20 protein-coding genes are annotated in these 21,960 nt (G+C 61.6%); 11 read left to right on the top strand and 9 right to left on the bottom strand.

Annotated features, from left to right (window positions below):
• Positions 1-41: 41 nt before the first annotated feature.
• Both AB7951_RS16525 and rpiA read right to left on the bottom strand, forming a co-directional pair.
• The gene (locus tag AB7951_RS16525; protein ID WP_089267146.1) at positions 42-581 is read right to left on the bottom strand and encodes a DUF2059 domain-containing protein; all 540 of its coding nucleotides are present in this window, start codon (positions 579-581) and stop codon (positions 42-44) included.
• A 23-nt stretch (positions 582-604) separates the two neighbouring features.
• A complete protein-coding gene (gene rpiA / locus AB7951_RS16530; RefSeq protein ID WP_441255921.1) occupies positions 605-1,303 on the bottom strand; it encodes a ribose-5-phosphate isomerase RpiA in 699 nt (232 codons plus the stop codon).
• A 192-nt stretch (positions 1,304-1,495) separates the two neighbouring features.
• Between rpiA and AB7951_RS16535 the strand changes: the two genes are divergently transcribed.
• The 6 genes from AB7951_RS16535 (at position 1,496) to AB7951_RS16560 (ending at position 6,514) form a co-directional block, all read left to right on the top strand.
• Positions 1,496-2,179 carry an HAD family hydrolase gene (locus AB7951_RS16535; protein ID WP_120290998.1) on the top strand — a complete coding sequence of 228 codons (684 nt, stop codon included), beginning with the start codon at positions 1,496-1,498 and terminating at the stop codon, positions 2,177-2,179.
• Positions 2,180-2,328: 149 nt separating this feature from the next.
• Positions 2,329-2,772, top strand: coding sequence for a hypothetical protein (locus AB7951_RS16540; RefSeq protein WP_068730561.1), 444 nt, complete (start codon positions 2,329-2,331; stop codon positions 2,770-2,772).
• Positions 2,773-2,884: 112 nt separating this feature from the next.
• Positions 2,885-3,916, top strand: coding sequence for a GTP 3',8-cyclase MoaA (gene moaA / locus AB7951_RS16545; protein ID WP_120290996.1), 1,032 nt, complete (start codon positions 2,885-2,887; stop codon positions 3,914-3,916).
• 186 nt (positions 3,917-4,102) lie between these two features.
• On the top strand, positions 4,103-4,639 hold the full coding sequence (locus AB7951_RS16550; protein WP_089267141.1) for a TRAP transporter small permease subunit: 537 nt from the start codon (positions 4,103-4,105) through the stop codon (positions 4,637-4,639).
• Between the two features lie 75 nt (positions 4,640-4,714).
• Positions 4,715-6,124, top strand: a complete 1,410-nt coding sequence (locus AB7951_RS16555; protein WP_120290994.1) for a TRAP transporter large permease — start codon at positions 4,715-4,717, stop codon at positions 6,122-6,124.
• A gap of 42 nt (positions 6,125-6,166) precedes the next feature.
• Positions 6,167-6,514: a GFA family protein gene (locus tag AB7951_RS16560; protein WP_120290992.1), complete on the top strand. Its 348-nt coding sequence runs from the start codon at positions 6,167-6,169 to the stop codon at positions 6,512-6,514.
• Positions 6,515-6,519: 5 nt separating this feature from the next.
• Here AB7951_RS16560 and AB7951_RS16565 read toward each other — a convergent pair whose 3' ends face one another.
• From AB7951_RS16565 to AB7951_RS16580, 4 genes are all read right to left on the bottom strand, one after another.
• On the bottom strand, positions 6,520-7,269 hold the full coding sequence (locus tag AB7951_RS16565; protein ID WP_120290988.1) for a fumarylacetoacetate hydrolase family protein: 750 nt from the start codon (positions 7,267-7,269) through the stop codon (positions 6,520-6,522).
• Between the two features lie 132 nt (positions 7,270-7,401).
• On the bottom strand, positions 7,402-8,490 hold the full coding sequence (locus AB7951_RS16570; protein ID WP_068730728.1) for a TRAP transporter substrate-binding protein: 1,089 nt from the start codon (positions 8,488-8,490) through the stop codon (positions 7,402-7,404).
• Between the two features lie 165 nt (positions 8,491-8,655).
• Positions 8,656-9,744 (bottom strand): TRAP transporter substrate-binding protein, encoded by a 1,089-nt coding sequence (locus AB7951_RS16575; protein WP_089267138.1) that lies wholly within the window; start codon positions 9,742-9,744, stop codon positions 8,656-8,658.
• Positions 9,745-9,947: 203 nt separating this feature from the next.
• Positions 9,948-11,129 (bottom strand): Mrp/NBP35 family ATP-binding protein, encoded by a 1,182-nt coding sequence (locus AB7951_RS16580; protein ID WP_089267137.1) that lies wholly within the window; start codon positions 11,127-11,129, stop codon positions 9,948-9,950.
• Between the two features lie 313 nt (positions 11,130-11,442).
• On the opposite strand from AB7951_RS16580, the gene AB7951_RS16585 reads away from it, so the two are divergent.
• The 4 genes from AB7951_RS16585 (at position 11,443) to AB7951_RS16600 (ending at position 14,885) form a co-directional block, all read left to right on the top strand.
• The gene (locus AB7951_RS16585; protein WP_120290986.1) at positions 11,443-12,312 is read left to right on the top strand and encodes an NAD(P)-dependent oxidoreductase; all 870 of its coding nucleotides are present in this window, start codon (positions 11,443-11,445) and stop codon (positions 12,310-12,312) included.
• 184 nt (positions 12,313-12,496) lie between these two features.
• Positions 12,497-14,098 (top strand): ATP-binding protein, encoded by a 1,602-nt coding sequence (locus tag AB7951_RS16590; protein ID WP_120290984.1) that lies wholly within the window; start codon positions 12,497-12,499, stop codon positions 14,096-14,098.
• Positions 14,099-14,143: 45 nt separating this feature from the next.
• Positions 14,144-14,362 carry a DUF1289 domain-containing protein gene (locus AB7951_RS16595; RefSeq protein WP_120290982.1) on the top strand — a complete coding sequence of 73 codons (219 nt, stop codon included), beginning with the start codon at positions 14,144-14,146 and terminating at the stop codon, positions 14,360-14,362.
• Positions 14,363-14,372: 10 nt separating this feature from the next.
• Positions 14,373-14,885, top strand: a complete 513-nt coding sequence (locus AB7951_RS16600; protein WP_093758931.1) for a TIGR02281 family clan AA aspartic protease — start codon at positions 14,373-14,375, stop codon at positions 14,883-14,885.
• A 5-nt stretch (positions 14,886-14,890) separates the two neighbouring features.
• Here AB7951_RS16600 and dusA read toward each other — a convergent pair whose 3' ends face one another.
• From dusA to serA, 3 genes are all read right to left on the bottom strand, one after another.
• Positions 14,891-15,880, bottom strand: coding sequence for a tRNA dihydrouridine(20/20a) synthase DusA (gene dusA / locus AB7951_RS16605; protein ID WP_120290980.1), 990 nt, complete (start codon positions 15,878-15,880; stop codon positions 14,891-14,893).
• Between the two features lie 185 nt (positions 15,881-16,065).
• Positions 16,066-18,420 carry a TonB-dependent receptor gene (locus AB7951_RS16610; protein ID WP_439061382.1) on the bottom strand — a complete coding sequence of 785 codons (2,355 nt, stop codon included), beginning with the start codon at positions 18,418-18,420 and terminating at the stop codon, positions 16,066-16,068.
• Between the two features lie 622 nt (positions 18,421-19,042).
• The gene (gene serA, locus AB7951_RS16615) at positions 19,043-20,305 is read right to left on the bottom strand and encodes a phosphoglycerate dehydrogenase (protein ID WP_089267132.1); all 1,263 of its coding nucleotides are present in this window, start codon (positions 20,303-20,305) and stop codon (positions 19,043-19,045) included.
• A 378-nt stretch (positions 20,306-20,683) separates the two neighbouring features.
• Here serA and AB7951_RS16620 point away from each other — a divergent pair, with 378 nt between their 5' ends.
• The gene (locus tag AB7951_RS16620; protein ID WP_439061381.1) at positions 20,684-21,880 is read left to right on the top strand and encodes an FAD-dependent oxidoreductase; all 1,197 of its coding nucleotides are present in this window, start codon (positions 20,684-20,686) and stop codon (positions 21,878-21,880) included.
• Positions 21,881-21,960 lie beyond the last annotated feature (80 nt).

The raw sequence follows: 21,960 nt of genomic DNA on the forward strand, positions 1-21,960 counted from the left end.
TGGGGGCTGAGACCCGGGATGACGGGCCTCAGCTTACGCCCTTAGATTTCCTTGCCGCGCTTGCGCATTTCAGCGCGGAACAGGCCGTTGACCTGCTCCGAAAACTGCTGCGCCCACTGCTGCATATAGGTCATGCTGGCGGAAATCGACTGGGGCTCCTGCACCAGAAGTTTCTGGCCGAGCGGCGACTTGTAGAAAGTCGCAAGGTCCTTCAACTCCGCCTCGGTGAAGTCGCTGGCATAGATCTTCGCCATCTGCTCGGTGATCTCCTTGTCGCGCCCGGCCATCGTCTGCGCGATGGTGATGGCGACCTCATTGAGATCCTTCTGATAGTTCAGATTGCTCTGCAGCAGCGAATCCTTGACGCGCTGAACCATGTTCGGCACGGCATTGGCATACATCGCGCTGGCGTTCTTCATCGCCAGAATTTCCTTGGCGTAACCGATCGCAGCTGGCGATGCCGGCTTGATCGGACGAGCCTGTCCTTCCGGAGACGCCTGCTGCGCGGAGACCGGCAGCGCGATCACTGCAACGCTGAGCGCCAGACCGGCGGACAGCAGCATGTGCGAGAGCTTCTTCATTCCAATTCTCCTTGATTGCGCCGTTACGGACGCTCGAAAACGCGAATTCCCTGCGATCCTGCCAGCATGGCGGTGCTTGCCAGACCGATAAACAGACCGTGCTCGACCACGCCCGGAATGGCGCCGAGCAGCCCGGCCAAGCGGGGCGCATCGGTGATGGTCCCGAGCCGGGCGTCGATGATCCAGTGGCCGCCATCGGTGACGAAAGCATGGCCGTCCTTGCCGCTGCGAATGGTCATTTCGCCGTGCAACCCGCACTTGGCGAACACATCGGCAATCGCGCGGCGCGTGGCCGACAGGCCGAACGGGATCACTTCCACAGGCAGCGGGAAGCGGCCGAGGGTCGGCACCCATTTGGAATCGTCGGCGATGACAATCATGCGGTCGGACGCCGCCGCCACGATCTTCTCGCGCAGCAATGCGCCGCCGCCGCCCTTGATGAGATTCAGCGCCGGATCGACTTCGTCGGCACCGTCGACCGTGAGATCGAGCCGATCGACCTCGTCGAGTGTGGTCAGCGGCACGCCGCAACACTGCGCATCGGCCCGCGTGGCCTCAGACGTCGGAACGCCAATAACCTTGAGACCGCCCGCCACGCGTTCACCGAGCAGTTCGACGAAGTGCTTCGCTGTCGATCCCGTGCCGAGTCCGAGCTTCATGCCATCACGCACATGTTCGAGCGCCTTGGCGGCAGCCTGTCGTTTCAGCTCGTCCATATTCATCGGCGCAGCGGTCCTTGCGGTTCACAATCGGTCCCGCGGACGGGATGCGCCGCATATCTAGCGACGTTTGGGGGCAAGGAACAGGGCGAAGGGCGTGCTTTCCCTGGGAATGCAGGCCTGCATTCCCAGGGGGATGCTGGGCTACGTCCGCCCCCCTTGCGGGATCGGCCGCGGACCGGTAGCGATCCGCTCATGACCCAAGCTCCCCTCGTCGTTTTCGACCTCGACGGTACCCTCGTCGATACCGCCCCTGATCTCATCAGCGCGCTGAATCATGTGCTTCATCAGGAGGGGTTGGCCCCCGTCCCGCTGGAATCCGCACGGAAAATGATCGGCCAGGGCGCCCGGCGCCTGATCGAACGCGGGCTCGAGCTTGAGGGGCGGGAAATGACCCCGGACGAGGTCACACGCCTGACCGAGGATTTCATCGCTTATTACGCGGAGCATATCGCGGACGAGTCGCGCCCCTTCGAGGGCCTGATTGCGGCGCTCGACGAAATGGCGGGGCGTGGCTACCGCTTCGCGGTTTGCACCAACAAGCTGGAATGGCTGTCGAAGCTGCTGCTCGACAAGCTGGAGCTGACCAACCGATTTGCGGCGATCTGCGGCGCCGACACCTTCGGCGTCGCGAAGCCCGATCCCGTCATCCTGCAGCAGACGGTAGCGCGTGCCGGCGGCGTGATGTCGTCCGTTGTCATGGTCGGCGATGCCGGCCCCGATGTCGGTGTAGCGCGGCGGGCCAATGTCCCGGTAATCGGCGTTACATTCGGCTATACCGATGTCCCGATTATCGAGCTCAAGCCCGACATCGTGATCGACCATTTCCGCGATCTACCGGCGACTGTCGACCGCCTGTTGCCCCGCCGCCCCGCCTAGCCTGTTCAGATAATTGAGTTTCTCAGGTTGTTCGGCGACTTCGTTAACCATCAATTAACTATAAGCGGCCTGCGTGTTGCGTCATATGTGCGACGCTCCTATGGTTGCCGGGGGATGGCGGCTAGCCGCAAAACGTGACGGATATACCCATGCGTAGAGTAATAGTTTTGGCAGCGGCAGGCCTGAGCCTGGCCGGTTGCACGTCGTTCTCCATGGACGCATTCAAGTCGGCACCGGAACCGGTTACCGTGCAGTTCGACTCGGTTCCGCCCGGCGCAGAGGTGGTCACGTCCATTGGCCCGAGCTGCAAGACCCCGTGCTCGCTGCCTCTGGCGACGGAAACCGGGTTCAGCGCAACCTTTACCCTCGCAAAATTCCAGCCGATGACAGTTCCGGTGACCATCACCCGCGTTCCCGGGGATTTCACTTCGCCGGCACGGACCACAGTCGATCCGAGCCCGGTCGTCGCCGAGTTGCAGCCTGCGACGCCGCCGCGCCGCGCCCGCAAGGCTGCCAAGCGTGCAGCAGCGCCTGCCGCGGCCCCGGCGGCCGCCGCATCTGCGGCGGGCTCGCCGTTCCCCGCCCCCCGCTGATCCACCAAACATATACGTTGGCGTGATTGTGCCAGCTGCAACCCGTGACTAGATTGAACGTGCGGCGTTTTTCGCCGCGCGAGCAATTCATGTTTTGCAGTCAGGCATCTGAATGACCGTCTCCGAGTTGAGCCCCGCCCTGGCCTCCTCTGCCATGACCGACCCGTTCGGCCGGCGGATCAACTATTTGCGTGTCTCGGTGACCGACCGCTGCGATCTGCGCTGCTTCTACTGCATGTCGGAAGACATGACGTTCCTGCCCAAGGCCGACCTGCTGACACTGGAAGAACTCGATCGGCTCTGCTCCGCATTCATCGCCAAGGGCGTGACCAAGCTGCGGCTCACTGGCGGCGAACCGCTGGTCCGGCGCAACGTCATGGGCCTCGTGCGTTCACTGTCGCGCCACCTCAAGACCGGCGCGCTGAAAGAGCTGACGCTGACCACCAACGGCTCGCTGCTGTCCAAATATGCCGCTGAACTGGCCGATTGCGGCGTGAAGCGCATCAACGTCTCGATGGACACGCTCGATCCCGTAAAATTCCGCACCATCACACGCTGGGGCGATCTATCCAAGGTGCTGGCCGGCATCGACGCCGCGCAGGCAGCGGGCTTGGCCGTGAAGATCAATACCGTTGCCTTGAAGAACATGAATGAAGACGAGATCCCCTCATTGATCGAATGGGCCCACGGCCGCGATATGGCGCTGACGCTGATCGAAGTGATGCCGATGGGCGATATCGGCGAAGGCCGCATCGACCAGTATGTGCCGCTGTCTATGCTGCGCGCACGCCTGGCCAGTCAGTTCACGATGACCGATCTGACCGACGATACCGGCGGTCCTGCCCGCTATGTTCGCGTTGCTGAAACTGGCGGCAAGATCGGCTTCATCACGCCGATGACCCATAATTTCTGCGAGTCGTGCAATCGCGTGCGCATCACCTGCACCGGAACGATCCATACCTGCTTGGGCCACGAGGATGCCTCCGACCTCCGCAAGCCGCTGCGCGCTTCCGCCGACAACGACCTCCTGAACGCCACGATCGACCGCGCCATCGGCCTGAAGCCAAAGGGGCACGATTTCATCATCGATCGCCGCCACAACCGGCCGAGCGTCAGCCGGCATATGAGCGTGACCGGGGGGTAACCCACCGGCGGTGCTCCGTCCTTCCCCCTCGACCAATGGCCTGCGACAAACCGTCAATTTCCGATTGACGATTGCATGACGCGCTGAAATGGTGCCGCCGAATTCTTTCGCCCAGCGGAAAAAGCTGCGCTTTCTCAGTGAGAAAGACGTGATGAGCGGACAGCGGGGCGACTTTCGGGGGGAACTGTGGACGTACTCAAATTCACACGTGCGATCGATGCACTGAGCGATGTGTTCGGCTTCATCGCCAAGTGGCTCGTGCTGCTCGCCTGCCTCGTCAGCGCGGGCAATGCCACGATCCGTTATCTCTTCAACTATTCGTCGAACGGCTGGCTCGAAATCCAGTGGTACATGTTCGCGGGCATCGTGTTCTTCGGCGCGGCGCAGACACTGCGCCTCAATGAGCATGTGCGCGTCGATCTGCTCTATTCGGCCGTCTCCGATCGCGCGCGGCTGTGGATCGACATCATCGGCCTCTGCATCTTCCTGCTGCCGGCGATGACATACCTCACTTACATGACGTTCCCGTTTTTCCTGAATTCCTGGAATTCGCAGGAAGTCTCCAGCAATGCGGGCGGCCTGATCCTGTGGCCGGTGAAGCTTGTGCTGCCGCTCGGCTTTGGTCTGCTGCTACTGCAGGGTGTGGCCGAACTCGCCAAGCGCATCGCCGCGCTCGCCGGCGTCGTCAAGATCGACACCCATTACGAAGCGCCGCTGCAATAGCGGCGTTCGCTTTTTCAGCCTCTCGCATTTCGACCAATCCGTTCGATAGAACCAGTTCGATAGTCAGGACCATCGATGTTTTCCTACGGCGTGTTCCCCCCGCTGATGTTCGGCACCATGATCTGCTTCATGGTGTTCGGCTTCCCGGTCGCCTTTTCGCTGGCCGCCGTCGGCCTGTTCTTCGGCATTCTCGGCATCTTCACCGGTCATTTCGATCCGTCCTTCCTGCAGGCGCTGCCGTTCCGCTTCTACGGCACGATCTCGAACGACCTGCTGCTGTCGATCCCGTTCTTCACTTTCATGGGCGCGATCCTCGAGCGCTGCGGCCTTGCTGAAGATCTGCTCGAAGGCACCGGCCAGCTGTTCGGCAAGATCCCCGGCGGCCTCGCTTATGCGGTGATCCTCGTCGGCGCCGTGCTCGGCGCCATCACCGGCACCGTTGCTGCTTCGGTCATCGCCATGGGCGTGATCTCGCTGCCGATCATGATGCGCTACGGCTACGACATGAAGCTCGCCACCGGCGTCATCGCCGCATCGGGCACCATCACGCAGCTCATCCCTCCGTCGCTGGTGCTGATCGTACTCGCCGACCAGCTCGGCCGTTCGGTCGGCGACATGTATCTCGGCGCCATCGGCCCTTCGATCATCCAGGTCGTGATCTTCATTCTCTACATCGTCGTATTGTCGATCCTGAAGCCGAGCGCGATGCCGCCGATCCCGGAACATGCGCGCGAGCCCATGAACTGGAAGCTCATCAGCCGTGTGCTGTGGGGCATGATCCCCTCGATCGTGCTGATCTTCCTCGTGCTCGGCACCATTGGCCTCGGCCTCGCGACGCCCACCGAAGCCGGCGCCATGGGCGCGGTCGGCGCGATGGTGCTCGCCGCACTGCATCGCCGCCTGACCTGGCCGCTGATCGACCAGGCGATGACATCGACCATGCGCCTGACCTCGATGGTGGTGTTCATCCTGATCGGCTCGACCTGCTTCAGCCTCGTCTTCCAGGGCATGGATGGCGCGCGCTGGATCGAGCATCTGCTCACCGGCCTGCCCGGCGGCGCGATCGGCTTCCTGATCTTCGTGAACATCTTCGTGTTCTTTCTGGCGTTCTTCCTCGACTTCTTCGAGATCGCCTTCATCATCATCCCGTTGCTGGCGCCGGTCGCGGCCAAGCTCGGCATCGATCTCGTCTGGTTCGGCGTGCTGCTCTGCGTGAACATGCAGACGTCATTCATGCATCCGCCGTTCGGCTTCGCACTGTTCTATCTGCGCGGCATTGCACCGCCCGAAGTGAAGAGCCGCGATATCTATCTCGGCGCACTGCCATGGGTCGGGATGCAGATCATCCTGGTGATCATCGTGATCTACTGGCCCGGTCTCGTGACCTACTGGATCGACAACACGGCTGTGGATACGTCCAACGTGAAGATCGAGATTCCGCAGATCGAGATGCCGGCGATGCCGGACTTCGGACCAGCAAAATAGCGGATAACGTTACTATCGCGCTTTACGATCAGGGGATAACCGATGCTGCATGAAGGAAGTTGCCATTGCGGCAACATCGCCTTTGAAGTCGAGGGCGACTTCAATTCGGCCATCGACTGCAACTGTTCGATGTGCCGGCGGCGCGGCGGCCTGCTCGCTTTCGTTCCACGCGACAAACTGGTGCTGAAGACCGCGAAAGAGAGCCTGTCGACCTATACGTTCAATCACCACGCCATTCAGCATCACTTCTGCAGCACCTGCGGCATTGCCCCGTTCGGCGAAGGAAAAGCCCCCAACGGAATGATGATGGCATCGGTCAATGTGCGCTGTCTGCCTGCGGTCGATCTGAGCGCTCTGGATATCCAGCAATTCGACGGCAAGGATCGCTAACGCGATCAGCCGACAAACATGATCTCGGCTTCACCAAGCTTTTCAAATCGCACCACACAGCGATCACCGGGCTTCAGGAACGGCATGCCGGTCCAGCTGCCTGTCGTGACGATATGCCCCGCTTTCAAGCCTCCGGCATCCCGCCACATATTGGCCAGCGCGATTGCAGCGGCAAGCGGATCGTCGGTCGGATGGCCGCCTTTGCGCTCCAGCACCGTCTCGCCGTTCACAACAAACGTGATGTGCAGGTTCGGCAAATCGAGATGTGACCAGTCGGCCATCTCAGGCCCGAGCACCAGCCCACCATTGATCCCGCAATCGGCGAGCTGCTCCAACCGCGGCCGGCTCGTCGGCTCCCGAAACCGGCTGGAGACCACCTCGATGGCCGGCAGCACCGCCACGGATTGCGCAATCTCTTCGCGCGTATAAGGCGCGGCGCGCGCCGGCAGATCGCGGGTAAAGCGGAAGGCGACCTCGCCCTCGACGCCGAGATGCGGGACTTCGGCCACCGACATATGCGCCGGGCTCGAACGAATCATCCGGGCTTCGATCAGACCGCGTGTCGGTTCGCCCTCGGGCGGCGCACCGGCCTTGAAGGCACCGATGGGCTCTCCGACCAGCGCAGCAACCCGATCCTGAATCTCGTGCGCCTCCGCAACCGAAGATGGCGTGACGGGCAGCGCTTCGATCTGCGTTCCGCTGCGGCGCGCCTCGGCAAGAATGTCGGCGGCCGTTTCGATTTCAGATTCGGTCATGGCAAATTCGGCTCCCTCCAGGAACAGAACACTTAGCGGATTCGCGGTCCGCGCACCGGCTAAGGAGACCGCTTCAACAAGAAGCCTGGCCTTCTCACGAAGGCCGGGCTCCTTTTCCGAAACAGTCTTCGATCAGCTGCGAGTGCGCGAGCGGATCATGAAACTGTCGAAGCTATACTCGGCGACCTGCCACCAAGTGTACTGATCGCCGCGGAAGGCCACCATGCTGTCATAGACTTTCTTGAACGCCGCATTGCTGGCCGAGGTCTCGGCATAAACCTCGTTGGCAGCCTTCAGCGACGCATCCATGATGGATGCGGGGAACGGCCGCAGCTGCGTGCCGCCGGCCACCAGGCGCTTCAGCGCCGGCGGATTGTAGGCATCGTAGCGTGCCTGCATGGTTTCGTTGGCGAGCGACGAGGCGGTCCTGATGATCGACTTGTAGCTGGCAGGAAGCTGCTCCCACTTAGCGAGGTTGACCATGTTGTGCAGTGTCGGACCGCCCTCCCAGAAGCCGGGATAGTAGTAATATTTGGCGACCTTCTGGAAACCGAGCTTTTCATCATCGTAAGGTCCGACCCATTCGGCAGCGTCGATGGTGCCCTTTTCAAGCGACGGGTAGATATCGCCGGCGGCCACCTGTTGCGGAACGAGCCCGAGCCTGGTGAGCACACGGCCGGCGAAGCCGCCGATGCGCATTTTGAGACCACTGAGGTCGGATGGCTCCTTCAGCTCCTTGCGAAACCAGCCGCCCATCTGGCAGCCGGTGTTGCCGGCCGCGAATCCGATGACGTTGTAGCCTTTGAGAAATTCATTGAAGAGTTCGGCGCCACCGCCCACCTGCAACCACGAGGTCTGCATCCGGCTGTTGAGTCCGAACGGAACCGCAGTACCGAACGCGAAGGTTGGATCCTTGCCTACATAATAGTAGGCCGCCGTGTGGCACATCTCCACGGTGCCGTTGGAGGCCGCATCCAGCGCCTGCAGACCGGGGACGATCTCACCGGCGGCAAACACCTGGATCTGGAATTTGTTGTCGGTGGCCTCGGCAACGGCCTTGGCGAATACCTCGCTGGCGCCATAGATCGTATCGAGCGATTTCGGAAAGCTCGACGTTAACCGCCATTTGATCTCCGGCGAAGATTGCGCGATGGCCGGCGCGGCAATGGCCGCACCGGCAGCCCCCAGACCGGCAGCCTTGATGAACTCACGACGCTTCATGATGTGCTCCCTGGATGTGAATGTGTCAGCGCCCTTCTTGGCGAGGGCGTTGGGGAGCAGCATGGGCCAGGTTCCAGCGAGAAGCCACGGTGATTTGAGTGACGCAATGCAAAAAGCCCGACCTTCTCGCGAAGGCCGGGCTCCATGTTTGATCGAGGCTTAAGATCAGCCGCGGGTACGCGAGCGGATCATGAAGCTGTCGAAGGTGTATTCGGCGACCTGCCACCACAGATATTCGTCCGAACGATAGGCCTGCATCGCGTCGATCGACTTCTTGAAGTCGGCGTTCTTCGCGGAGATTTCAGCCCAGAGTTCGTTGGTGGCCTTGAGGCAGGCGTCCAGAACTTCATTGGTGAACGGACGCAACTGCGTGCCACCCGCGACGAGCTGCTTCAACGCCGCCGGGTTCTGCATGTCGTAACGAGCGGCCATCCAGCTGTTGGCATTGGCGCAGGCATTGGTGAGGATCGCCTGATAGCTCTTCGGCAGCGCGTTGTACTTCTCGAGGTTGGTGAAGGCGTGGACGGTCGGGCCACCTTCCCAGAAACCTGGATAGTAGTAGTACTTCGCGACCTTCTGGAAGCCGAGCTTCTGGTCGTCATAGGGACCGACCCACTCGGCAGCATCGATGGTGCCTTTTTCAAGCGACGGATAGATGTCGCCACCCGCAAGCTGCTGCGGCACAACGCCAACCTTCTGCAGCACCTGACCGGCGATGCCGCCGATGCGCATCTTGAGGCCGGAGAGATCAGCAACGGTCTTGATCTCCTTGCGGAACCAACCGCCCATCTGCGTGCCCGTATTGCCGCAAGGGTGACCGATGACGCCAAATTTCTTGAAGAACTCGTTGCCGAGCTGTTCGCCGCCGCCCTGGTACCACCAGGAATTCTGCTGACGCGCGTTCAGACCAAACGGGACCGACGCATAGATGGCGAAGGTCGGATCCTTGCCGACATAGTAGTAGGACACGGTGTGGCACATTTCGACGGTGCCGTTCGAGGTCGCATCGAGCGCCTGCAGACCGGGGACCAGTTCGCCGGCCGCGAAGACCTGGATCTGGAATTTGTTGTCGGTCATTTCGGCAACCTGCTTCGCCATCATCTCGGCGCCGCCATAGATGGTGTCGAGCGACTTCGGGAAGCTCGATGCGAGGCGCCATTTGACCTCGGGCGCGGACTGCGCGATCGCCGGCGAGGCAACGGCGGCCACCGCGGCGCCGGCCGTCGAAACCTTCAAAAACTCACGACGCTTCATTCAAGCTCTCCTTTTGCGGGCGTTTTCCCTAGAATTCGTTTGAGCATATTCAGCGGCAAATCGTTGCGCGATTCAACCGAAGACGCTCTGGTGCAGAGGCTGTCTAACACGGTTATTCGGCCGCGGAAAACACGACGAACGTCGTTGCCAGCCCAATTGAACGAAAGTTCTATGCGACATCTCGGCCCCGGCCACCGGCCGGCTTACGCTGCCGCAATAACGCCCTGCAACCGGTCGCGGATCTGCGTGCCGATGGCCCGATAGATCGCGGCGTGCGGGCCGTTGGGCTCGCTGACGACCACCGGCGTGCCGGCATCCGACATGGCGCGGATGGACATATGCAGCGGCACCTCGCCGAGGAACGGCACCTTGAGCCGCTCTGCCTCATGACGGGCGCCGCCATGGCCGAAAATGTCGGAGCGCGTGCCGCATTCCGGGCACTGGAAATAACTCATATTCTCGATGATGCCGAGCACGGGCACATTGACCTTGGTAAACATCGCAAGGCCGCGCCTCGCATCGATCAGCGCCAGATCCTGCGGCGTCGAGACAATCACAGCACCCTTCAGGGGCACGTTCTGCGCCAGCGTGAGTTGTGCATCGCCGGTGCCGGGGGGCATGTCGACGATAAGGACGTCGAGCGTACCCCAGGCGACATCGCGCAACATCTGGGTGATCGCCGACATCACCATCGGCCCGCGCCAGATCATCGCGGTCTCCTCCTCGACCAGGAAGCCGATCGACATGATCGACAGACCGAAGCGCTCGATCGGAATCATCTTCCTGTTGTCGTCGAGAACAGGCTTTTCATTGATGCCGGTCAGCCGCGGCACCGAAGGACCATAGATATCTGCGTCGAGCAGACCGACCTTCAGGCCGAGATCGCGCAGGCCCAGCGCCAGATTGAGCGCCGTCGTGGACTTGCCGACACCGCCCTTCCCCGAGGCCACCGCGATGATCGCGGCAACGCCAGGAATTTCAGCCTGTTTTGACATTGGCGAGTTGGCCGGGTTGGCGTGCGGGCGATGCGCCGAGACCGGCTGTACGCCGCCGGACTGCGGACCATGCGAATGCCCACCGGGACCATGGGAATGTCCTGCGTGGTCGTGGCGCTGCGGCGCAGGCGGTGCGCTGCCCGGCTTGCGCTCGGCGGTCAGCGCGACCATTGCACCGGTGACACCAGGGATCGCCCGCACCGCGGCTTCCGCCTGCGCGCGCACGCTTTCCCAGGCCCGCGCTTCAGCGGCGTCCACATTGATCGAAAACAGCACCTTGCCGTCGGTCACGACGATCTCGGACAAAACATCCGCATGGATCAGCGGCACGCCGCGCGGCGATGTCACCTTGGCCAGACCATCCAGAACCTGCTGCTGCGAAACGCTCAATGCGTGTCTCCCGATCGACGGACAAACTAGACCGCACAGATAGAGAACTTCCGCCCTAAGTCCATGCCGTTTCTAGGCTATGTTGAGAATTCCGAGATTGCTCTGGCACAAGACCGGCACCAGATTTTCTTTTGCAGCGCACCATAAGCGGCTGCAGCCATGAGCGGTAACGGGGGCTTTGCCGCGTCCTGTGCAGCGACTATGCTGGCGCTCCTCATCACCAGCGACCTCGCCGCCACCAACCAGGGCGGCGCCTCACTTCCCAACAGTCGACGTTCGGCAGCAAAGCCGACAGCATCCAAAGGGTACGGACATGGCCAAAGTTGCATTTATCGGTCTCGGCGTCATGGGTTTCCCCATGGCCGGTCACCTTGCCACCAAGGGCGGCCACGAGGTCACCGTCTACAACCGCAACGCAGCCAAGGCCAAAGCATGGGTGGAGAAGTTCGGCGGCAAGTCCGCAGCAACCCCGAAAGCGGCTGCCGAAGGCCAGGACTTCGTGATGTGCTGCGTCGGCAATGACGACGACCTGCGTTCGGTCACCATCGGCGCTGACGGCGCATTCAGCGGCATGACCAAGGGCGCGATCTTCGTCGATCACACCACCGCCTCCGCCGAAGTGGCCCGCGAGCTCGATGCCGCGGCGACCAAAGCCGGCTTCCAGTTCATCGACGCGCCAGTGTCGGGCGGCCAAGCTGGCGCAGAGAACGGCGCCCTGACCGTAATGTGTGGCGGCACCCAAGCGGCCTATGCCAAGGTCGAGCCGATCATCACGTCCTACGCCAAGATGCAGAAACTGCTCGGTCCCGCAGGCTCCGGCCAGCTCACCAAGATGGTCAACCAGATCTGCATCGCCGGCCTTGTCGAGGCACTGTCCGAAGGCATTCACTTCGCCAAGAAGGCCGGTCTCGACGTCAATGCGGTGGTCGAGGTGATCTCCAAGGGCGCTGCGCAGTCGTGGCAGATGGAGAACCGTCACAAGACCATGAATGACGGAAAATTCGACTTCGGCTTCGCCGTCGAATGGATGCGCAAGGACCTCTCGATTTGTCTCGCCGAGGCCCGCCGCAACGGCGCCAGCCTGCCGGTCACGGCCACTGTCGATCAGTTCTACGGCGAGGTCGAAGCACTCGGTGGCAAGCGGTGGGACACTTCAAGCCTCTTGGCAAGATTGCCCCGGTAACCATCTAGGTTTACTGAACAAATCACGGCGGAGCGGCGCCCGACAGGCGCCCTCCGTCGATACCATTTTTATTGAATATTAACCGGATTACTTCGTTCTTTAAGGCACCTCTTAATGATTGTGCGGCACAGATAGGGTCTGTGAAAAACCGCGCGCGTTTGCGTGCAGGATTTGTGTACGAGTGATGAGTGAGCCCGCCGCCAGGCCCGAGGTCGTCCAGCTTCCGGCTGAAACGCCCGTCGCTGTTCCGCCGCGCAATCGCCGGGCGGCACAACAGCGGGTGCGCGAAGCGCGCGACCGGCTGACCTCGACTTCAGGAACACGCCCCGCATTCGATCGCGAACTGCTCCGCCAATACGCCCAGACCCGCCTCTCCGCCTCGCTCGTCATCACGCTGCTGGTGGTCGGCACAGGCATCCTGTTCGGGTTCTGGATGCAGCCGCTGCCGGCCGCCGCATGGTCATGCGGCATGCTGTGCATTCACGCGGTGATCCTGCGCGCCTGCAATCGCTATCTGGCGGAAACACCGACACCCAACAGCACGCATAAATGGCGGCTGCGCTTTATCTTTCTGGACCTGCTCTACGGCCTGTCGTGGACGGTGATTCTCGTGCATCCGACCGGCGTCGACGTCGTCTCCAATTCGCTGATGATGTTCCTGATGCTGCTGGTGGTCGCGGTCTCCAGCATGCTCGCCGCGAGCCTGCCGATTGCCGCCTTTGCCGCCACCGCGCCCGTAACCCTCGGCGTGGCGCTGAGCTTCATCCTGCGCGGCACCTTCGACAACTACGTGCTGGCCGTTCTGGCTGTCGCAGCCGAAGGCTATTTCGCGCTTCTGGCGCAGCGGCTGCATTCGACCACGCTCGCGACACTGGAAGCCCGCGCCGAGAAGGACGCCCTGATCGGCGAACTCGAACAGGCCAAGGCCATCTCCGACGAAGCGCGCCACCGCGCCGAAGCCGCCAATGTCGCAAAGTCGCGCTTCCTCGCGCAGATGAGCCATGAACTGCGCACGCCGCTGAACGCCATCCTCGGCTTTTCCGAAGTGATGAAGAGCGAGATCTTCGGTGGCCATGCCGTGCCGGTCTACAAGGACTATTCCGCCGACATCCATAATTCCGGCGTGCACCTTCTGAATCTCATCAACGAGATCCTCGATCTGTCACGCATCGAAGCCGGCCGCTACGAGCTGAACGAAGAAGCCGTGTCGCTCGTGCATGTCGTCGCGGACTGCCATCACCTCCTGAAGCTGCGCGCATCGAGCCGCGGCATTACCATCCACGAAGTATTCGAACACGGCATGCCGCGGGTCTGGGGCGACGAGCGCGCCTGCCGCCAGATCGTGCTGAACCTGCTGTCGAATTCGATCAAGTTCACGCCGCAGGGCGGCGAGATCTGGCTCAAGGTCGGCTGGACCGCCTCCGGCGGCCAGTATCTGAGCTGCAGGGACACCGGCTCGGGCATCGCCGAAGACGAGATCCCGATCGTGCTGGCCTCCTTCGGCCAGGGATCGAACTCGATCAAATCGGCCGAACAGGGTGCCGGTCTCGGTCTGCCGATCGCCAAGAGCCTGATCGACATGCATGGCGGCACATTCACGCTGAAATCGAAACTGCGAGTCGGCACCGAGGTGATCATCACTTTCCCGCCGGAGCGTGTGATGTCTGCGCTTGCGCCGATGGCGCCCGATGGGCCACCGCTGCAGCCCGATTACGAGATGAACGTCGCCGACGAAAAGCGTCGGGCCCGTAACAAACCCATCATGAATGCAGGAACAGGGCTGTGATTTCGACGCTTGCGCAAGCGAGCCGATCCGCTTCAATATTACTGGATGAGCAAAGAAACGCCGTGCATCGCAGTCTGCTTCATCGACCCCAAGACCAAGCTCTGCCTCGGCTGCGGACGCACGCTGCCGGAGATCGCGCGCTGGGGAAAAATGGACAGCGCGGAGCGTCTGGATACGATGGCACTACTGCCGGCCCGCATGGCCGACGCGGGGCTGGAGCCTTCGTCGACATACGCGGCGAAGAGGACATCCGCGGCCACCTGAGAGGCTCGCCATGAGTCGGGTCTTTCTTCTCGTCATCGTCATTGTCGCGACGGCAGGCGCCGCCCTCGCCTATGGCGATCCCAAGCAGATCTCCAAGGCCGGCAATCTCGTCACGGAAATCTTGCGCAAGCAGAGTCCTCCGCCACTGCGGCTGGTCGATGTCCCGCGCGGCAACACCGGCGAATTTGGGCTTCAGGCCAAGATCAACGGCGTCAAGACGGCGATGGTGATCGATACCGGCGCCACATCGGTCGTGCTGACTTATGAAACCGCAAAGGCCGCGGGTCTGCCGCTCGAAATGCTCGACTACAATGTCGACGTGGAAACTGCGGGTGGCCGCACCAAGGCAGCACGATTGACGCTGGATCGCCTCGCCGTCGGCAAGCTGGTCGAGCGATCCGTCCCGGCACTGGTGGTGCCGCGCGGCCAGATGAAGACCAACCTGCTCGGCATGAGCTTTCTCGACCGCCTGGAAAGCTGGGAAGTCCGCGCCGACAGACTGATGCTGCGCGGCTATCCGTAACCAGACTATGCCGCTTCTGACACCGCCGGTTCATCCTCGACCAGCGCTATCGCATCGCGCAGTACATTGATGCCAGCGCCGTGCTTGACGCCGTTCTCCGCAAGATGGCGCCGGAACGCGCGCGCACCGCGCACGCCGTGGAATGCGCCGACAAAATGCCGGGTGATCGAATGCAGCCGGGTGCCCTGCGCGAGCTGATCCTCGATATAGGGCATCATCGCTTCGAACGCGTCCTTCATGGTCGCATGCGGCGCCGGCTCGCCGAACAATTCGGGATCGACAGATAGCAAGCGCCAAGGCTCCTGATAGGCCGCGCGGCCGAGCATCGCGCCATCCACATGCGCCAGATGTTCGGCGGCTTCAGTGATGCCGATGATGCCGCCATTGATGACGATCGGCACATCGGGCATTGCCGCCTTGAGCCGATAGACGCGGTCGTAGTTCAGCGGCGGAATGTTGCGGTTCTCTTTCGGCGACAGGCCGTTGAGCCACGCCTTGCGCGCATGCACGATCAGGCCGTCGGCACCGGCGGCGACCACCGCGCGCGCCAGCGTATCGAGAGCGACTTCGGGATCCTGATCGTCGATGCCGATACGGCACTTCACGGTGACGGGCACGTCCACGGCCTGCTTCATCGCGGCCACACCGCGCGCCACCAGATCGGGCTCCGCCATCAGACACGCCCCGAAGCGCCCGTCCTTCACCCGATCCGAGGGACAGCCGACATTGATGTTGATTTCGTCATAGCCGAAATCCGCGCCGATCTTCGCAGCCTCTGCGAGGTGTGCCGGCTCCGAACCACCAAGCTGCAGCGCCACCGGATGTTCGCTGGCGTCGCAGCCAAGCAACCGCGCACGGTCACCATGGATCACGGCGCCCGTCGTCAGCATCTCCGTATAGAGCCGCGCCCGCCGCGACAGCAGTCGATGGAAAACGCGGCAATGCCGGTCGGTCCAGTCCATCATCGGGGCAATGGAAAAGCGGCAGTCTAACATATTGTTTTCATTGAACTTTGTGATTTTAGTCCGTGTATCTGGTTTTTGGGCTGACATATGGTCAGAGCCACAGAGCTAAAGCATTTTCCTTTCTTTTCAACTGCTTGATCAGATCTCAGTCCTGTTCGCGGAGATTTCCCCTCGCCGGCACAGTATTGCGGTACCGGATGACCCAAGAGCAGCGATTACATGTCCACGGTCATCGACAGGAGATACGTACGCGGTGCTCCCAGGAAGAACGTTCCGAATGAGGCCACGCTGGACCAGTAATTCGCACCGGTCACATTCTGAACGTTCGCGCGGAAAACCGTCTTCCTGCCGTTGATTGCCGTCGTGTAACGGGTACCGAGATCGAGTCGCGTCCAGTCCGGAATCGGTTGCTTGTTCGCTGTATCGACGAACTGCTTGCCCGTGTAGATGACTGCCCCATTCAAAGTGAGCCCCCTCACCCACGGGAGATCCCACTCGGCGCCAATATTGGCCTGTACGTTCGGAACGCCGATTGGCGTGTTACCCACGTTAGCCGCGACAGCGGTCTTCGTCAGGGTGCCATCCAGCAGCGACAAGCCTCCGAGGACACGGATATCGGGCATGAGTTCGCCATAGACGTTGAATTCGAGCCCACGGACTTGCTGTTCGGCGGTCGCCGCGAAGCGTCCGCCGGACAGCTCGCCGCTCGCCTTCGATATCTCGAAGGCGCTGAAGGTGGTGGCGAACCGACCGAAGTCCAGCTTGATGCCGGCCTCGTACTGCTTGGCGATGTAGGGCGAGAGTACTTCGCCGAAATTGGAAGCGGTCTGGGGCGCGACGTCGCCTCGGCTTAGACCTTCGATATAGTTCGCGTACAGAGAGACGTTGTCCCGGGGCCGGATGACGAGACCAACCACTGGGGTAGTCGCGCTCCTGTCGTAGGACGACGTGAGCGTTCCGACATTGGAGAGATAGTTGTTCGCCTCGATGCCCTGGCGCCGGACACCCAAAGTCAACAAGACACGCTCATCGAGCACGGACAAGGTGTCAGCAATCGAGAGCCCCGTGAGTTCACTGTCCGAGAGCCGAGGGCGCTCGCTGATCTCGTTCGCGAACTGGGTCGGCGCCACCGTCGGATTATAGATGTTCGACGTGACCAGACTGCCATTGGTGAGTCGCCGGTACAGCGCGTCATGATAGACCGAAGCCTGGAAGGCGACCGCGTGGTGGACGACGCCGGTATCGAAGCGGGCGCGGACGCCACCATCATATGTGGTTCGATCGATGCTAAGCCCGAAAAATTGAGGCGTTGCGGTCGTGTCACCGCTCGTATTGATGATCGTCGGAAGACCGAAGAATCGCTCGACGTTAGTCCGAGATCCGCCCACGTCGGCGAACAGCGTAACCTGATCGCTTACATCGTATTCGGTCCGCAGCAAGGCAGATTGATCGTTGATGTGCGACCATTCCCATGGTTGCGTCATGTTCAACCGACCATCCGGCGCCTTTGATACTTGCAGGCCGGGAGCCATGAGAAAGGGACGTGACGGAGCGTCGAACCGATCGGTCTGGGCGATGAGGTAGAGCCAGGACCTGAACCGTTCGCCCTGATAGTCAAGGGCCAGCGATCCGACACCTGTCGTTTCGGACTGGCGGTCAATGGGCGTATCACCGTCGCGCAGGCTGCCGTTGACGCGCACGCCCCATTCCTTGCTGTCACCGTAACGCCTCGCAATATCCCAGTGGCCACCGAACTGTGCGGCAGAACCGTAACTTGCGGTGAAGCGGGTCAAGTCCTCTCCCGCGCGCTTGGGCACGACATTGATGACGCCGCCGACGCCGCCATTGGGCGCAATGCCCGAGAGCGCGGCTGAGGGGCCCTTGAGCACTTCGATGCGCTCGACGTAATCCGTGAAGATGCGGTATGTCGGCGCGATCCCATAAAGGCCCTCGAAGGCGAACTCACCGCTGTTGCCTTCGTTGACCGGGAAGCCGCGAATGTTGAAGGAATCGAGCACACCGCCCGTTGGGTGGGAACTGCGCACGGAAGGATCCAAGATTAAGGCATCCGCAGCCGTCGCCGCCTGCTGATCCCGGATGAACTTGTCCGTGTAACTCGTCATATTGAACGGCGACTTCATCGTATCGGTGTTTCCGAGCAGTCCCAGCCGTCCGCCTTGAGCGACCTGGCCGCCTGCAAAGGCGGGCACGACACCCGGCTGCGACGGCCGCGATTGCGCCGCGACGATTTGCGTTTGCGGGGCGTCAGACACCGTGGCACGCCGCGAAGTTGATCGGACCCCGGCGACATTTCGTTTGATTGGTGCGCGGCGGACCAACCGCTGCGTCGGAGCATCGACGGTCACAGGAGGAAGAGCGGTGGCGCCTTGCAGTGTTTGGGATTGAGCAGGCGATTCAAACCACGCCACAAACGCCACGCCACCTAGTAGTGTCACGCCAAAGCGAGCCACCGTCCGAACCCCACCTGCAAGTCGCATTCCCAGAAAGTCCTTCATCAACAGCACGTCGGCCGACGCGAAATGGTTCCGCACGTGGCCTGCAACGACCATAGCTCCGAGATCCGCTCTCCGCGTCCGAGCAGGGCCGACACTCAACGTGAATCATTTTCTCCGCAGAATCGCATTCCGCGTTAGCCGCCTGTGCCTCATCGGCAACGTCCGATTGCTCGTGATCTGCAGCGCTTCACTAGAGAGACGCCATCGTCACCGCAACGCTAATGCACGCGCTGCGATTTAGAATGCCTCGATCATCGACGAATCGAGTCAGTTGAAATCGTGTCTGGAAAGATTCCAAAGGTGCTTTGAAAGACTCAAAATCAGTGCCGTTGAAATTTGGCAGGAAGATAGACGCAGCGCTCTCGTCAGCGAGCCATGCTTTTCCTGAACGCGGCAACGTAATAGGCTGCGCTTTTCTGGAACGCTCCAGACATCGTCACGGCCGACTGTTGCGCGCAACCATTTCGTTCCTGTCGCTGTCATTACGACGACAATCTGCAGCAGCTCAAGATGCGCAAATCAAAGGGAACGTGAAGAGCTCTGGCGATGGTTCGATGGGCCGCCGTCGTCTACTAATATGGTCGCCCTGTTTTCATAGCGGCGAGCAGCCTGACTGGCGCCGCGGCCCGTGCAGAGAAATCGACTTTCGATGTCGTTCGTGGAGCCGAATTACAGCTCAGTCCTTGTATTCATACAACAAGCGGGCGCGGATCGTACCTTCCAGCGCCCGAATATCCGCCAGCACCCGCTCGCTATCCGCCGCCGATGCATCAGCATCGAGGACGACATAGCCGATGTCGTTGTTGGTCTCGTAATATTGCGCGGCAATGTTGACCGCATGGCGCGCCAGCACCTCGTTCAGCCGTCCCAGCATGCCCGGAACGTTGCGCTGGACCTGGATGAACCGGGTACCTGACGGGCGTGCCGGCAGTTGTACCTGCGGGAAGTTCACCGTGCCCATAGTCGACCCGCTGTCGCTGTAGTCGATCAGTTTACGTGCGACTTCCGCACCGATGCGCTCCTGAGCTTCTTCGGTGGAGCCGCCGACATGCGGCGTCAGGATGACGTTCTCCAGACCCTGCAGCGGGGTCACGAAGCGCTCCTGATTGGAGCTGGGCTCGACGGGGAATACGTCGACGGCCGCACCGCGCAATTTGCCCTGGCGCAGTGCATCGGCCAGCGCATCGAGATCGACCACGGTGCCGCGGCTGTTGTTGATGAAATAGGCGCCGTCCTTCATGGCGGCGAATTCGTCGCGACCGATCATCCCCTGCGTGGCCGGGGTTTCCGGCACATGCATGCTGACCACATCGCTCTGCGCCAGCAGTTCCTGCAGGCTTCCGACAGGTTCGGTGTTGCCGTGACGCAATCGATCGGTGTGATCGTAGAAGATCACGCGCATGCCCAGCGCTTCCGCCAGGTTCGAGAGCTGCGAGCCGATGCTGCCGTAACCGACGATGCCGAGCGTCTTACCGCGCACTTCATAGCTGTTATTGGCCGATTTCTCCCAACCGCCTTCATGCGCCAGGTTGGAGCGCGAGATGATCCGGCGGAACAGCATGACGATCTCGCCGATCACCAGTTCGGCAACCGAGCGCGTATTCGAGAACGGCGCATTGAACACCGGAATGCCACTACGGCGCGCCGCGTCGATATCCACCTGATTGGTGCCGACGCTGAAGCAACCGATCGCGATCAGCCGGTCCGCGGCATCGAGCACGTCCTGGGTGATCTGCGTGCGCGACCGGATACCGAGAATGTGTACGCCTTTGAGTGCTTCCTTCAGCTCATTGCCACCGAGCGCCTTGGAGAGCCGCGTCACGCTCGAATAGCCCGCTGCCTCGATCAGCTCGACCGCGCTGTCGTTCACGCCTTCGAGCAGAAGGATTTTGATCTTGTCTTTCGGGAGGGAAAGCTGCGGCAAAGGCAGGCTGTTCATGGTCACGGTCGCGGCGTCCTTTGAGCAATGAATGAGATAGAAACCACGCTGGAGCGGTAAAGCCCCGGTTGGTCCGGCTCACATCGTCTGGTTTGGTTTGGCGCCTGTTTAACGTCACCGCGGCGATCTTGCTACGGGTATCTAACCCGTTGAAATCACTTATCTCTAATCCAAGATGATGAGGGACCGGCGCGCGACCCCACCTGAGCCCGCGAGAATCTGGAGCAGTCTGCGCGCCCGCGCGCTCCCCCAGGGAACGGAACAGGACCCGGGAAATTGTCACGTGACTTCAGTACGAGGCGCGGACAGCGCCTTCCTTCCCCAGCCTCATGGTGCCCCATTTCCGATCTCGATCCCGATACCACCGAGCATGCTGATTTGCGCGGCGGACGTTCGCCGTGGTTTGCCGGCCTGCAGCATGCGCCCCGTCAGCCCCTCACCGAAGACATCACGTGCGATGCCCTGATCGTCGGCGGCGGCATCACCGGCGCCTTGATGGCCGAGCAACTGACGCGGCAGGGACTGGATGTGGTCATCGTCGATCGCGAATTGCCTGGGCGCGGCAGTACAGTAGCGAGCACGTCGATGCTGCTGTGGGAGATCGATCGTTCGCTGCAGGAGCTGACACATCTCTATGGCTATGAGCGCGCCGCGCGTGCCTATCGCGCCAGCTATGACGCCGTCCATGGATTGAAGGCGCTGGTCCGGACGCTCAACCTGCGATGTGACATGCGCGCGAAGGACTCGCTCTATCTTGCCGCAGGCGAGAGTGCCAAAGGGCTGATCGAGGAACACGCGCTTCGCGCGCGCGCCGGCCTGCCCGGCACACTCCTCGATCACAAGACCCTCCTGTCCGAATACGACATTGCCCGGGCGGGTGCCATCATCTCGCCGGACTCGGCAGATTCCGATCCGTTGCAACTGGCACTGGGGCTGATGAATGTCGCGACGGCGCGCGGCGCGCGATTATTCGAGGCGGAGACGGCCGCGTTCGACTCCGCAGGCCACGCCGTCAGCGTTCAATTGACTGACGGCCACACCATCGAGGCCCGCCACGTCGTACTGGCCACCGGCTATGTGATGCCCGATATCGTGCACACAACGGTACAGAAACCCTCTTCGAGCTGGGCGATCGCGACGAAGCCGCAGCCGGACAGACTCTGGCGCGACGGCGTGCTGATCTGGGAAGACAGCAAGGATTATCTCTACGCCCGAACCACCGCATCCGGCCGCATCATCATCGGCGGCGAAGACAGCGACGAGATCATCGATCCCGATGCACGCGATGCCCTGATCCCTGCCAAGGCACGTGCGCTGAAGGAGAAGCTCGCAGCACTCTGGCCACGTGCCGAACTTGCCATCGACTATCGCTGGGCCGGCACTTTCGACACCACGCGCGATGGCCTGCCCCTGATCAGCCCTGTCCCCGGCCATCCGCATCTCTATGCCGCCTATGGTTATGGCGGGAACGGCATCACCTTCAGTTATCTCGCAGCGCAACTGATCGGCGGGATGATCGCGGGCAAACGCTCGCCATTGCTGGATGACTTCGCGCTGCAGCGCGATATCGCCTGAAACTTAGCGCGCTCGACTCGGCGAATTCAGCTATCCCCGTGTGATCAAAACGCAGGCGGCGAACGCCCCGTTTTGCGTCA

The organism is Tardiphaga sp. 285_C5_N1_2, assembly GCF_052076065.1.
Classification (GTDB): domain Bacteria; phylum Pseudomonadota; class Alphaproteobacteria; order Rhizobiales; family Xanthobacteraceae; genus Tardiphaga; species Tardiphaga robiniae.